Genomic DNA, 13,197 nt, shown 5'->3' with positions numbered 1-13,197 from the left:
CAAGCGTGCGTTAGAGGAGAGACTCGATGCGATGAATCCCGCCGCTTCTTGCATGAAACGCACATGACGCATCGATGCGAAGTGCTATCGGCAATACGCGAGGCGGTAAAGGGTACGCCCGTCAGGGCGTACCGGTGGGAGGGGAGTGAAGCGAAGCGCTGGCCGCGAGCGGGCTCAGGCGATGAACGACGTCAGGAAATCATCTGCGTGATGTGTTCGCGCAGATAGGCATCGAACGGCGCGCCGATCTCGGGATGGCGCAGCGCGAATTCGACTGTCGCTTTCAGATAGCCCAGCTTGCTGCCGCAATCGAAACGCGTGCCGTAATAGCGATAGGCCAGCACCTGCTCTTCGGCGAGCAACGCCTGCAGCGCGTCGGTCAGTTGCAGCTCGCCGAGTGCGCCCGTTTCGATTTTCCGCAGATGCGAAAAGATGCTGGGCATCAGGACGTACCGGCCGACGACACCGAGATTCGACGGCGCCGCTTCGGGCGACGGCTTTTCCACGATGCCTGACAGCTTGAAGATGTCCTCTTCCCACTCGCGGCCTTCGACGACGCCGTAAGACCGGCTGTCTTCCCGTGCGATCGCCTCGACCCCGACGATCGAGCTGTGATAGTGATTGAACACATCGATCATCTGCTTCATGACAGGCTGTTCGCCATGAAGCAGGTCGTCGGCCAGAATCACGGCGAACGGACTGTCGGACACGAGCTTTTCGGCACACAGGACGGCATGACCGAGTCCGCGCGCGGCCGGCTGACGCACATAGAAGCAATCGACGTGGCTCGGCTTGATGTTGCGCACGAGATCGAGCAACTTCTCTTTGCCGCGTGCCTCGAGCTCCGCCTCGATCTCGTACGACGTATCGAAGTGGTCCTCGATAGCGCGCTTGCTTCGGCCGGTAACGAAGATCAGCTCCGTGATACCCGCGTCGATTGCCTCCTCCACCGCATACTGAATAAGCGGCTTATCGACGATCGGCAGCATCTCCTTGGGACTGGCCTTCGTGGCAGGCAGAAACCGCGTGCCGAGACCTGCCACAGGAAATACCGCTTTGGTGACTTTCAACATCGTTCATCCCCTCTTGGGAAAGTCGTTGTGTATGAAGGCTCCATGAAGGAATTCGTAACATCCGTGGATCAGACGCGTTCCATCGCCTGGTCCGCTTCGCGCGGCACCGGTCGCTCGCGCTTGAACGCGCCGATCCGCATCGTCCCGTCGGATTCGAGGGCCTCGCGATATGCGGAAATGGCTACGAGAATCAAGAGCACCGCCACGCCGGCTATCCAATGTAAATCCATGATGCGGCTCCATTTGCGATTTGTCGGTGACTGCAAGTTAACACGAAAAAACCGAACAATAATCTCCTCCGGCCGTGCGAAATTTTTTGCGAGGCCTTGCCGGGCAAGGCATAGCAGGTGGTTGTGAGCGTTTGTTAAAAACCGGTTTTCGGCGATTTTTTTCGTTCTACGATAGGCGCGGATTCGGAACTTTTTATATCTCCGTGATAAGACAATCTGTCATTATTTCCGAGCGCATCGGTCGGGGCACTGTATGAGCGATTCGTCGATGGTTTCCGCGACCGCGCCGGCCGCCGCACCCACGCAACGCATCGACGCGGTGCGGCCCGCGGCAGCCGCGAAAGAGACCTTCATCGATGCCATGCGCGGCATGGCGGCGCTGCTCGTCGCCTATTTCCATTGCCGCCAGGTCGCCTGGGTCGGGCTGCATCACTTCCATCAGGCGATGGGCTTCTCGCTCGCGCCGAGCGTCCTGCTCGGCTATCTCACGATGCCGATCGCCTGGGGTTCGGCCGGCGTCTCGATCTTCTTTGTCATCAGCGGCTACTGCATTCATCGCAATCCCGCCGCCCGACTGGCCGCCGATCCCGCATATCGCCTCGACGCTCCGATATTCTGGGCCCGGCGGTTCGCGCGTATTTACCCCGTGCTCTTCGCGGCGTTGCTGCTCACGCTCGCGTTCGATTCGATCAGCCTCAGCCTGCCGCCGGTCAATCACAAGATTCTGTCCATCGGCCCCAAGGCTTTCCTGATCAGCCTGCTCTCGTTGCAAGGCGTGCTTGCGCATCCTTACGGTTCGAACGGCGCCCTATGGACGCTTGCGATCGAAGTGCAGTTCTATGTGGTCTATCCGCTGCTTTTCGCCGCGCGGCGTCGCTTCGGCATGCCGGCCGTCATGGCTGTCATCGCGGCAATCAACGTCATATCCGGCTATCTGCTGGAGCCGGTATGGATCTACTTTTTCACTTCCTATTGGTTCTCGTGGACGCTCGGCGCCTATCTCGCCGAAAGGCGGGTCGCCGCGGCAGAGTTGACGCTGACGCGGCGGCAAACGCTTTGCTGGCGTCTGGCCGCAGCGGCCCTCGCGGTACTCGGCTGCGCAATCTTCAATTACAGCGTTTATATCGGCCAGTACATCGCATTCCAGTTATGGGCGATCGCTTTCGCATGCCTCATGCGCACGACGCTTAAGGCCGAAAATGAAGCTGTTCCCCTCGGCAATGGCTCTTTCCTGATGCGCGCGCTCGCACGCTGTGGTCTGTTCAGCTATTCGCTCTACGTCATCCATCTGCCGATATTCATCTGCCTGCAGGCCGTTTTCTTCCGCTCCGCCTTGCAATTGTCGATCTTGCCGACGTTCGCATTCATGCCTGTGGCCATCGGCGCGGCTTGCCTGTTTTATCTGTGTGTCGAACGTCCGGCGATGCGCTGGTCGTCGAGCATCCGGCGACGCCGACCCAACGTCGAGCAGCCCGCCGCGGCGTGAAGCCGCAGGCCTCGCCCCGGCAATGCGGGGCAAGGCGTGAGATTGCTGCCAGCCAAAGCGTGGATTGAGCGCGCCGCTCAGCCCGTACGCCGCCTGGCGTGAGCCGCGAGAATACGGCTTACGCCATCGATGTAGGTGCGTGTGCCAAACCTGCGGCGCGCGATGTCGTAGCCCGTGTCGACGAGCCGTGCACGCAATTGCTCATCGGTGCGCAAACGCGTGATGGCGGACGAAAGCGCGTCCGCGCTGTCAGGCTCGCACAGCAGGCCGTTCATGCCGTCGTCGATGATCTCCGTGACGCCGCCCGCCCGCATCGCCACGACCGGCCGCTTCGCCAGCATGCCTTCGACGATGACGCGGCCAAACGGCTCCGGAGCGATGGAGGTATGCGCGATCACGTCGACGGCACGCATGCAGGCGGCCACGTCGTCGCGAAACCCGAGGAAATGCACGCGTGAGGCCATGCGGTGCGTTTCGACGAAAGCCTTGAGCGCCGCTTCGTAGGCGTCCTCGCCAAAAAGCGGCGCGCCGACGAGCGCGACGTGCAATTGAGGATCTTGCAACGCCGCTTCGAGCAGCACGTGCTGTCCTTTCCAATGCGCGAGGCGGCTGAAGGAACCGACGATGAATGCATCGCCTGGCAGACCGAGGCGTTCGCGCAACACCGTTTGCGGCGTGTTGTCATGCTTGCGAAACGGCGCTTCCGATATGCCATTGAATACGACGTCGACACGTTCGAGCGGCACCTTCGCGAGTTGCACGAACGCCGCAGCCGATGCGGCTGAGTTGGCGATGACGTGATCGAGCGTGAGCCTGCCGAACCATTTGATCGTCATGCGCTGCATCCGGCCGAAATGCTCGGCGCTGACGATGTCGCGCAGATGCCAGACGACGGGACGGCGCGCAATGACGCCCGCAATCGCGCCGACGACCATCGCGCGTTGCGTATTGGCATAAATGACGTCGGCGTTTCGCGCGCGCCGGACCGTTTCGCGTACGAGCGAGGCGATCCCGGTCAGCGAGCGGAGCGTCGGCGCGCCTTGTTTCGACATGCCGCGCAGCCGCGAGGCATCGAGCACGTCGACATTCACGCCGGCATCCGCGAGTGCGCGGCGAAACGGTCCATCGTCGAACAACACGACATCGACACTCTCTTTTCTGTGCCGCGCGAATTCGAGCAGCGAAAGCTCGGCACCGCCGAGCACGCCCGTCTGATCGATCGCCAGGATCTTCGTTGAAGGTACCGCAGCGCCGGCAATGCCGGCCGCACCCCGACGTGTCGCTCCGGGACACATCGCCTCGACTGCAGCGGTGAAGCGATCGCGGAAGTTCGAGGCGGAAAAGCGTTCGGCATTCGCGCGGCACTCGCGCGGCGAAAACCGGCGTGGCTCACGCTCGAAGGCAGCGACGGCCGCGATCACGGCCTGCGGTGTCTGTTCGTGGAAGAAGATGCCGGTGGGCCGGCTTTGCGACAAATCGCGTACGGTTTCGAGCGCCCCGCCCTTGCCGTAAGCGATGACGGGCGTGCCGCACGCCTGCGCTTCGACCGGAGCGATACCGAAGTCTTCCTCCGCTGCGAAAACGAACGCCTTCGCGCGGCGCATGTGGTCGTGAAGCACATCGAACGGCTGGAAGCCCATGACCTCGACGTTCGCGCCGGCCTTCGCACGTACGACGCTCATTTGCGGCCCATCGCCGATCACGACGAGCTTTTTGTCCGGCATGCGCGAAAACGCTTCGACGATCAGGTCGATCTTCTTGTACGGCACGAGCCGCGATGCGGTCAGATAGAAATCGTCCTTCTGTTCGCAGAGCTCGAACGCATCGACGTCCACGGGCGGAAAGATGACCTGCGCGTCGCGCTGATAGACCTTCTTGATCCGGCGCGCAATGAATTCCGAATTGGAAATGAAATGATCGACCGAATTCGACGTGCGGATGTCCCAATTTCGAATGTAATGCAGCACCAGGCGCGCGAATGCCGAGCGCAGCCCCCGCGTCAAATGCGATTGCTCGAGGTATTGATGTTGCAGATCCCACGCGTAGCGGATCGGCGAATGGACGTAGCTGATATGGATTTGATCGGGCCCGGTCAGCACGCCTTTTGCCACCGCATGGGAACTCGAAATGACGAGGTCGTACGCACTGAGATCGAGCTGCTCGATCGCGAGCGGCATCAACGGCAGATAGGCCCGATAACGCTTGCGCGCGAACGGCATGCGTTGGATGAACGAGGTCGTCGCATGCTTGCCGCGCACGAACCGCCTGTCGTCGAGAAAATCGACGAGGCTGTAGAGATCGGCATCGGGAAAACAAGCGATGATCTGTTCGAGCACGCGCTCGGCGCCCGCATACGTGACGAGCCAATCGTGCACGATCGCAACGCGCGGTATGTGCGATGTGACGACGGCCGGCGTGAGGCGCCGCGGCTGTGTTGCGGGTACGAATGCGGCGGTTTCCGCGGCGGCAAGGGTTTCGTCGCTCATGCGCTTCTCCTTGCATTGACTCGCAACAACAGCGCGCGCGCCATGTTGCGCAGAGAGGGGGACGTCGTCATGGACCAGACCATGTTCAGCAGGCACAATCCCGCCGCCAATACGACGAGCGCGGCCAGATTCGTCACCTCATGCGAGAGGTAGCCCGCCACCACGAGAAACGCCAGATGTCCGAGCATGTCGAACAGGATCTGTCGCGCACGGATTCGAGACAGATAAAGGAGCACGCCATAGTCAAGAAGCGAACGACCGACCACGACGACGGCGGCCCCCGTCAGACCGAAATGCGCGATACCCAGCATCAGAATGCCGGCGAAAAACGGTAGCTCGATGATGCCGATCCAGGCTGCGCGCGCGGGATCGATCTGCGATTGAATGAGAAGACGCGTCACACCGGCCTGCCCCACGAGCCAGACGCTGATGATGAGCACGCGCCCCACGTTCACGGATGCGGCAGCGAGCTCGCTGCCCACCCACAGATTCAGAAAAGGCCCCAGCGCGAGCATGCCGACGATCATGACCGGTGTGAACAACGCGTTCAGGACTTCCAGCGCCTGCCGCACGAGTTCGTCGGCGTGGTCGCGCTCGACGGCGGACAAGCGCGGAAAAAGGGTGCGCACGAAGGCCGTCGGCAGCATGTTCAGTCGCGTGACCAGATTTTGCGGCACCGTGTAATAGGTCACGTAGCGCGCGCCGAGTCCGGCACCCAGCAATACACGATCGAGCGTATCGCCGACCATGATGGCCATGCTTGCCGCAAGCATCCATCCACCGAAGCGGAAGAGCTCCTTGGCCACGGTGAGACTCGGCATCATCACGCGCTTGATATCGAGCACACGCATGCTCGCACGCGCGAGCAGCAGCGCGGCGATCGCACGTGCGACCACGGCGGCGGCCAGCACGTTCGGCAGCGTGGGCGCGATAAGCCAGGCGGCGCCCAGCGGCATCAACTGAAAGAGGAACGTACCGAGCGTCTGATTCGTATTGAAGACGCCGAAGCGTTCGGCGCCGTTGATCGCGCCCGCGCAAACCCACGAAACATTGGCAATCGGAATCGCCAGCGCGAGCCACGGCAACGCATGTATGACTTCCGCGCGCATCAGCGGCGCCAGATGTGTGAAATACGCCGTATAGAGATAACCGCCGATATAGATGATGACGCCGCCGGCAATCCCGGTGATGAGGTTGAGCCAGAAAGCGCTCCAGAAAACGAGCGCGCTCTGGCCTTCGTCATTGGAGGCGCGCGCCTTCGAAATATGGTTTTGCGCCGCCATGCTCATGCCGAGATCGAGCACGCCGAAATAGCCGATGAACGTCCACACGAGACTCACGACGCCGTAACGTTCGACACCGAGCAGCTTGATGTAGCTGGGCACGGTCACCAGTGAAACGAATGTCGGCAGGACCAACCCGAAAAAGTTGATCGCGACATTCTTGAGCATGCCTTTATCCATCGAATGCCCAGTCATTAGCCCTCGCCGATGCCGTTGCCGGCTGCCTGATCCTTCGCGCCTTTCTTCCCGCCTTGGCTCTTCTGGCCCGCGGCGGGCGTCCAGCGGTACATGAGCACCTTGCCGCGTGCGTCCTCTTCGACGAATACGACGTATTCGCCATTCGCACGCTTATACGCGCTGATGGCATTCGCGACGTCCACGTGCCCCGAGGCATTACCTACTTCGGGTCCCGGTTTGATGACGCCGATCTGCGCACCGGTATTGCGATCGAATACATGCACGATGCCGATGAACTCGACGGCGAAAACGTAGTCGCCCTCCTGCGTCACGCTGACGAGCGTGCGGCGCTCCTTGCCCTGCGGCTGCCACAGCAACTGAGTCTTGAAGCGCAGGACCGGCTTGCCGGTCGACCATCCGTCGTAGCGTGCCAGCACGCGGCCGATCTCTTTCGGCACGTCGTTGCTGTTGGGCATGGCGTCGTCGGTATAGCCGGTGACGTAAAGCGAATCGGTCCTCGTATCGTAGACCGCGCGCTTCACGACTTTGAACGGCGCGGGAATCGCGTAGGTCGTCATCTTGTCGTACGCGTAGATCGGGTTGCCCGAGCGGTCCACGCCGCCGAAGCGCAAGCGATGAATACGCGTGTCGTTCGCGCGCCAGATGTCGCCCTTCGCATCGACCCACCAGCCCCAGCCCCCCGCTAGATGCTCGTCGGTGCTATTGCGCTGGAACTCCTGCGGATTGAATTTGCCGTCGCCATTGGTATTGCGCCAGATCCATTCGCCGCCCGGCGGCGCAGTCGTGATCGCGTGCACCGGACCGGGCCGGCCAGCAATGAAGCCCGAAGGGATCGCCGTTTCGCCGTCGTGCGCCGGATCGAAGCGATAGATCTTCAGGTGATCGGCGTACATGTCCGTCAGATAGAGGAACGTTCTGCCGTTCACCTGTCGCGCCATCGGCGTGCCGGGCCATTGATCCATATGGAAGACGGTATCTTCGGGATACTTGAACCGGTTCGACAGGAAGCCGGCATATTTCCATTCGTGCCCGGGCGGCTTCGACCAGTCGAGTTCGAAGCGCTTGTTGCCCGTGAATACGCTGTTGGGACGAGACGGATCGATGCAGGCACCGTCCACGAAAAGCAGCCCATCGACCTGCCAGCGCAGTTTGCCGTCGGGCGCGTAGCTTTGCAGCGAGGCGCCGAGCCCCGCGCCGGTCGAGCCCAGTTGCGGGCCCACTCCGTTCATCGAGACATAGATGTTGCCGCCCGCATCGACACCGACGCCGGTCAAGCCATTGAATCGCAGCGGCCCCGGCCGCCCCTGCTCGCTCGGCTTGCCGGCCCAGATGCCGTAGCGCTCGCCGAACGTATCGGTCAGCTCGTATTGGCCGGGATGCGATGCCGTGAAGATGAGCACCTGTTGACGCCAACTGTTGTCAGCGACATAGAGGCGCCCTTTCTTGTCGACGGCGATATCGACGGGAGTGGCGTCCTGCGGCAACGCGACCTTGTCCGAGAGCGGCTTACCGTCGGCTGTGTAATGCGCGAGACGAGGTGCGGGGCCGCTTAGGCTGTCCGTCAGCACCCACAGTGTGCCGTCCGGCGCGAGGGCAATCCGCCCCGGTTCGTGAACTTTCCACGCGCTTTTTTGCTGCATCGATTCCGCGTCGATCACGTCGATTTCGTCGTGCGTGGTATTGGACGCGTAGACAGTCGTCTCGCTCGCGGCTAAACCATAGATCGGCGCTTTGGTGCCCGAAGACACGCGGTTGACCGGAAGAAAGCCAGCTGCAAGCTGACCGTGCGCGTCCGCGCGCGCCACCGCGCGAAACGGTACCGTCTTCTTGACGCTCGCAAGCTCCCGCCGCGAAATGCCGAACCAATGCTCGCCGGTTGGGGGCCAGACGCCCTCGGCAACGAGCTTGCCGCGCTCGTTGCCGACCGATGTGCCCACGAAGACATAGCGGCTGTTGATGGCCACCGCCTCGCCGCCCGCGCGTCCCCAGCCGTGCGTGCCGCCCGCGAATTCGAGCTGCTTGCCGTTCTGATAGACACTCGCCTCGGCGCCGCTTTCGTCCCAAGGCGAATTGGTGTAGACCTTGCCGTCGGGCGAGACCGCGATCGACGTGATATCGATCTGGGTCCACATGCCGTGGCCGTAACCGAACGTGTTACCGATCCATGACGTGACCGCAGGCAGGACGTTATCGTTGTCCTCGTCGGCCGCATACGCGGACAGGCCTGCGACCGCGCCGATGCCGAGGGCGACGGCGAAAAGCGCCGCGCGAGACAGAACACGCACGAAATGCCTCCTTGAATTCGAGAGAGAGCCGACCGCTAGCGTACGAACAAACTATTTGGCGGAAACGCGCAAATAATTCCAAAAAATTCTCGTGCCCATTGGGCGCGCGCCGTGCCATGCGGCACTTTATTTCGAATGGAATCGGCCCTGCTCCGGTCGGCAGGCATCCGCTGCACGATCAGTGGTTTTTCGTCAATTTCTTTTTCCGCAGAATGGGGCGGACTTTTTTGGCCCAAGCCGGGGATGTGCGCCGGCGAAGGGAATTCGCAAGGATACCCATGTCTGAGTTGCTCACGCCTCATCGGCCCCAAGCCGATATCGCCCGTCCGCACGCGCGCATCGTCTCGCTCGATGGCGTACGCGCCGTCGCCGTGCTCGCGGTATTCATGAACCACGCGTTCGGCGTTTCCCTATGGATGGGCGTCGATCTTTTCTTCGTGCTCAGCGGTTTCCTGATAACCGGTATTTTGGTCGATCGAAAATCGCGCAATCAATCGTATTTCGGTTATTTTTACGCACGTCGCGCGAAGCGTATTCTGCCGCCGTACATCCTGTTGCTGATTTTGTCGTCGCTGCTCTTCGGCCTCGGCTGGCTCAAGCAGTGGTGGTGGTACGCATTTTTCGCCACGAATATCGGGCAATCGCTGGGCGATTCGGGCAACCCGGGATTCGGTGTGCTGTGGTCGCTGGCGGTCGAGGAACAGTTCTACCTCGTCTGGCCGATCGTGGTCCTGCTGGTCTCCGAGCGCACGCTCGGCATCGTCGCCGCTGCCGGCATTATCGTCGCGCCGATTCTGCGCGCGGCCGCCACACCACTCTTCAGCTCGTTCTGGCCCATCTATTTTCTTACCCCGTTTCGCATGGACCTGCTCTGCGCAGGCGCGCTGCTCGCAGTACTGATGCGCCGGCGTCCCGAGTTGCCGGAACAGCTCCGCTGGGCCGCATGGGCCATGCTTGCCGGTACGCTCGCCATCCTGGCATGGCTGCACTTCCACTATCCGGACATCCGCGACTCCAATCGGCCGCTGTCGAATGCGGGGCTCTACAGCCTGACGCTCGTGCTGTCCACGTCGGTCGTGATTCTTGCCCTGCGCAGCCGCGGCATCGTCACGCGGGTGCTTTCCCACCCCGTTCTCGTCTATCTCGGCACGATCAGCTACACGGTTTATCTCGTGCATGTGACATTCATCGGCCTGATGTGGAAACTCAATTACGGCAAGTATTCCAGCGCGCTCGCGGCGCTGGCGCTCACGCTCGCGTTCGCAACCGCGAGCTGGTTCCTGCTCGAGAAACGCCTCGTGCGCGGCGAAAAGCGCCGGTCGGGTCTTTCGTCTGTCGCGCTGGCCCGTGATTAAGCGGCGTCCATTGGATTACACGTAAAAGGAGCACTTCCATGATTCCGATGAACCCCGCGCGCAAAGCGATCATCACCGGCGTAACCGGGCAGGACGGCGCCTACCTCGCGCAACTTCTACTCGAAAAGGGCTACTCAGTTGTCGGCACCTATCGCCGGACCAGCTCGGTCAATTTCTGGCGAATCGCCGAGCTCGGCATCGAGCAACATCCCAATCTCTCGCTCGTGGAACACGATCTGACCGATCTCGGCTCGACCGTCAGGCTGCTCGAACGCACGCACGCCCACGAACTCTATAATCTGGCCGCCCAGAGCTTCGTCGGCGTCTCGTTCGATCAGCCGGTCACCACGGCCGAAGTCACGGGCATCGGCGCGCTCAATCTGCTCGAGGCAATCCGGATCGTCGACAGGAGCATTCGCTACTACCAGGCCTCCACGTCGGAAATGTTCGGGAAGGTCCAAGCCATCCCCCAAGTCGAGAGCACGCCGTTTTATCCACGCAGCCCCTATGGCGTCGCCAAGCTGTTCGCTCACTGGACGACGATCAACTACCGCGAGTCCTACGACATCTTCGGTGCCTGCGGCATCCTGTTCAATCATGAGTCTCCGCTGCGCGGCCTCGAATTCGTCACCCGCAAAATCACCGATGCCGTTGCCCGCATCAAGGCCGGCAAGCTCGACAAGCTGGAGCTCGGCAACCTCGATGCGAAACGCGATTGGGGCTTTGCGCGCGAATACGTCGAAGGCATGTGGCGCATGCTTCAGGTGGACGAACCCGACACCTACGTGCTTGCGACCCAGCGCACCGAGACCGTGCGCGATTTCGTGCGCATCGCGTTCGCCGCGGCGGGCTATCAACTTGAATGGGGCGGTCGCGAGGAGACCGAGCGCGGCATCGATGTGGCGACAGGCAAGGTGCTCGTCGAGGTCAATCCGAAGTTCTACCGCCCGGCGGAAGTCGACTTGCTGATCGGCTGCGCCGACAAAGCACGCGAGAAGCTCGACTGGCATGCGCAAACGTCGCTCGAGGCGCTCTGCAAGATGATGGTCGAGGCCGATATCGCGCGCGTCGCCCAGGCATGAACGCGCTCGAGCGCGATCAATCGTCATCCGGGGTGCCGTCGGCCGTCGCGGTGCGCACCCATTCGGCGAACTCCCCGTCCAGCTGCGACGGCAAACCCGACATATAGCTCCAGTAAGCCGCGTAGTCTCCGTTACGAAACATCGGCAAAATCGTCGACAACACCTCCGGATGCCGTTCGAAGACGAAGCGCACGGCCATGTATCCCCAACGATAGGCCCGGCTCACATAGTCGTCCATCGTATAGGTGTTGGCGAAGATCTCACTGAGCCGGTAGCGCCCGGTCTTCGCCGCCTCGATCGATTCCGGGTCGTCGTTGCCTCGCGAGATGTATTCGGCGAGCCCTTCGATGTACCAGACCGTCGGCACGTTCGTCGACGCTTCGAAATCGCCATAGAGGTCAAATCGCCCATCCAGGTAATGGACGAACTCGTGCCGTAGATTCCATATTTCGAAATGCGGCTTCAACCAGGTTGCCACGAACGCGATAAAGCGCGCCTGGTTTTTCGGTGCCGCGGGGTCGCCTTCCAAATAGACGCCTCCGTTATCCGTATCGTTTCCGAACAGTACCGGTGAATAGTTCTCGTACTCTCCATTATCCGAAAAGACAACAACCTCGAGCGTCGTATTGTGATCATCGGCCACGGGAATCTCATGAGTACGCAACATTTCATGAAAATGAGGCGCTTCTTTCCGCATGAGGGTGCACGCCTGATCCGCCTCACTCGGCGTCAGCGATGCCGTGCGCAGTGCAATCGCCCCATTCGCGCAGCGATAACGCCGCGGGAGGATGGCGTCCGCCAGCGGCCCTTCGAACCCGCACGTGCCATAGACACTGCAATGATCGGCGTCGTAAGCCTGAACGGCCTGCGCCGCGGCCAGCCAAACGAGACGGTCCGGCCCCGCCATCGTCGAGTCGGCCAGCGCGTCTTGAATGAGCGGTCTGATCGTCGGCAGCAGGCTCGGATAGGTCGCGAAGCGAAATGCTTCGCTCGCCGCCTGATTGAGCAGGTAGCCCGCGTGCCGCGCGGCAAGCAAATCGCGCTTATTGGCTTTGACGAAGCCGTATAACGCGAGCGCATAGGAAGGGTCGTTTCCAACGATCTGCGCCGCGTCGTCACGATAGTGCGCGAAGTAAAACACTTTGAGAATAGCTGTGAACGCATAGGCGAGACCGGGCTCGTCCAGCGAACCGGCGATTGCCGGAGACTGCGCGCTATTCGTGAAGCGCGTGACCCATTGCCGCGCGAGCGGCAGGTACGCCGATTCGTCGTGCATATTGACGACGAGCGTGATGAGCTCACCGGCGCTCGTCGCAGCGCTCGGGTTCGGGAGCAGAATCGCATTGCCCGTCAGTACTCGCGTGATGACAGGGCGCAAGCTGCTGGTCATATCGGCAGGAAGCGGCGGTACTGTTCCCTGGTTCGCCAGATAGTAAGCAGCCCTTAGAAAGAGCGTCAGGTTCAACAGGGCGCGATTGCCGGGCCCATATGCCGCACCCTCGGTCGCGAAACGCGTCGCGACAGACCTCAGATTTTCGTCGTTGAACAACTGCCGGGCCTGTTCGCGGGTGGCTTCGAAGAACGCATTCGCACAGGTCGAGTCGGCAAGCGTGGCTACCCGCTCGGCCAGCGCTTCGCCACGCAGGCCCGCCATCGCGTCCATCGATGGGCACGCCTCGCCCCCGCCTGCCGTTTCGCTCTCGCGCGGCGCCGCATCTC

At 61.6% G+C, this 13,197-nt stretch carries 9 protein-coding genes; 3 read left to right on the top strand and 6 right to left on the bottom strand.

Going from position 1 to position 13,197, the window contains the following annotated elements; translation table 11 throughout:
- Positions 1-191: 191 nt before the first annotated feature.
- Together galU and ACR9ZC_RS00345 are read right to left on the bottom strand one after the other, a co-directional pair.
- Positions 192-1,073: a UTP--glucose-1-phosphate uridylyltransferase GalU gene (gene galU / locus ACR9ZC_RS00350; RefSeq protein ID WP_331573318.1), complete on the bottom strand. Its 882-nt coding sequence runs from the start codon at positions 1,071-1,073 to the stop codon at positions 192-194.
- A gap of 68 nt (positions 1,074-1,141) precedes the next feature.
- Positions 1,142-1,303 (bottom strand): hypothetical protein, encoded by a 162-nt coding sequence (locus tag ACR9ZC_RS00345; RefSeq protein ID WP_331573320.1) that lies wholly within the window; start codon positions 1,301-1,303, stop codon positions 1,142-1,144.
- Positions 1,304-1,571: 268 nt separating this feature from the next.
- Between ACR9ZC_RS00345 and ACR9ZC_RS00340 the strand changes: the two genes are divergently transcribed.
- The gene (locus ACR9ZC_RS00340) at positions 1,572-2,789 is read left to right on the top strand and encodes an acyltransferase family protein (protein ID WP_481578656.1); all 1,218 of its coding nucleotides are present in this window, start codon (positions 1,572-1,574) and stop codon (positions 2,787-2,789) included.
- Between the two features lie 77 nt (positions 2,790-2,866).
- On the opposite strand, the gene ACR9ZC_RS00335 is transcribed toward ACR9ZC_RS00340, so the two are convergent.
- The 3 genes from ACR9ZC_RS00335 to ACR9ZC_RS00325 are packed head-to-tail and all read right to left on the bottom strand — an operon-like array spanning position 2,867 to position 8,996.
- Positions 2,867-5,275 (bottom strand): glycosyltransferase family 4 protein, encoded by a 2,409-nt coding sequence (locus ACR9ZC_RS00335; RefSeq protein ID WP_481578655.1) that lies wholly within the window; start codon positions 5,273-5,275, stop codon positions 2,867-2,869.
- On the bottom strand, positions 5,272-6,738 hold the full coding sequence (locus ACR9ZC_RS00330) for an oligosaccharide flippase family protein (RefSeq protein ID WP_481579671.1): 1,467 nt from the start codon (positions 6,736-6,738) through the stop codon (positions 5,272-5,274). Before ACR9ZC_RS00330 ends, ACR9ZC_RS00335 begins: the two co-directional genes overlap by 4 nt.
- Positions 6,739-6,752: 14 nt before the next feature.
- Positions 6,753-8,996: a hypothetical protein gene (locus ACR9ZC_RS00325; RefSeq protein ID WP_481579670.1), complete on the bottom strand. Its 2,244-nt coding sequence runs from the start codon at positions 8,994-8,996 to the stop codon at positions 6,753-6,755.
- Between the two features lie 323 nt (positions 8,997-9,319).
- Between ACR9ZC_RS00325 and ACR9ZC_RS00320 the strand changes: the two genes are divergently transcribed.
- The gene (locus tag ACR9ZC_RS00320; protein WP_481578654.1) at positions 9,320-10,396 is read left to right on the top strand and encodes an acyltransferase family protein; all 1,077 of its coding nucleotides are present in this window, start codon (positions 9,320-9,322) and stop codon (positions 10,394-10,396) included.
- Positions 10,397-10,443: 47 nt separating this feature from the next.
- On the top strand, positions 10,444-11,478 hold the full coding sequence (gmd, locus tag ACR9ZC_RS00315; RefSeq protein WP_481579669.1) for a GDP-mannose 4,6-dehydratase: 1,035 nt from the start codon (positions 10,444-10,446) through the stop codon (positions 11,476-11,478).
- A 16-nt stretch (positions 11,479-11,494) separates the two neighbouring features.
- Here the strand turns inward: gmd and ACR9ZC_RS00310 are convergent, their stop codons facing one another.
- Complete coding sequence (locus ACR9ZC_RS00310; protein WP_481578653.1) at positions 11,495-13,141, bottom strand: collagenase; 1,647 nt, start codon at positions 13,139-13,141, stop codon at positions 11,495-11,497.
- Positions 13,142-13,197 lie beyond the last annotated feature (56 nt).

It is taken from the genome of Trinickia sp. HAY1-2D (assembly GCF_056754935.1).
The sequence above is the reverse complement of the archived record's forward strand: the minus strand, read 5'-3'. Positions and strand labels throughout refer to the sequence as shown.

Coding starts and splice junctions, on each gene's coding strand:
- galU (WP_331573318.1), bottom strand. CDS start 1,073: ATGTTGAAAGTCACCAAAGCGGTATTTCCTGTGGCAGGTCTCGGCACG.
- ACR9ZC_RS00345 (WP_331573320.1), bottom strand. CDS start 1,303: ATGGATTTACATTGGATAGCCGGCGTGGCGGTGCTCTTGATTCTCGTA.
- ACR9ZC_RS00340 (WP_481578656.1), top strand. CDS start 1,572: ATGGTTTCCGCGACCGCGCCGGCCGCCGCACCCACGCAACGCATCGAC.
- ACR9ZC_RS00335 (WP_481578655.1), bottom strand. CDS start 5,275: ATGAGCGACGAAACCCTTGCCGCCGCGGAAACCGCCGCATTCGTACCC.
- ACR9ZC_RS00330 (WP_481579671.1), bottom strand. CDS start 6,738: ATGGATAAAGGCATGCTCAAGAATGTCGCGATCAACTTTTTCGGGTTG.
- ACR9ZC_RS00320 (WP_481578654.1), top strand. CDS start 9,320: ATGTCTGAGTTGCTCACGCCTCATCGGCCCCAAGCCGATATCGCCCGT.
- gmd (WP_481579669.1), top strand. CDS start 10,444: ATGAACCCCGCGCGCAAAGCGATCATCACCGGCGTAACCGGGCAGGAC.
- ACR9ZC_RS00310 (WP_481578653.1), bottom strand. CDS start 13,141: ATGGACGCGATGGCGGGCCTGCGTGGCGAAGCGCTGGCCGAGCGGGTA.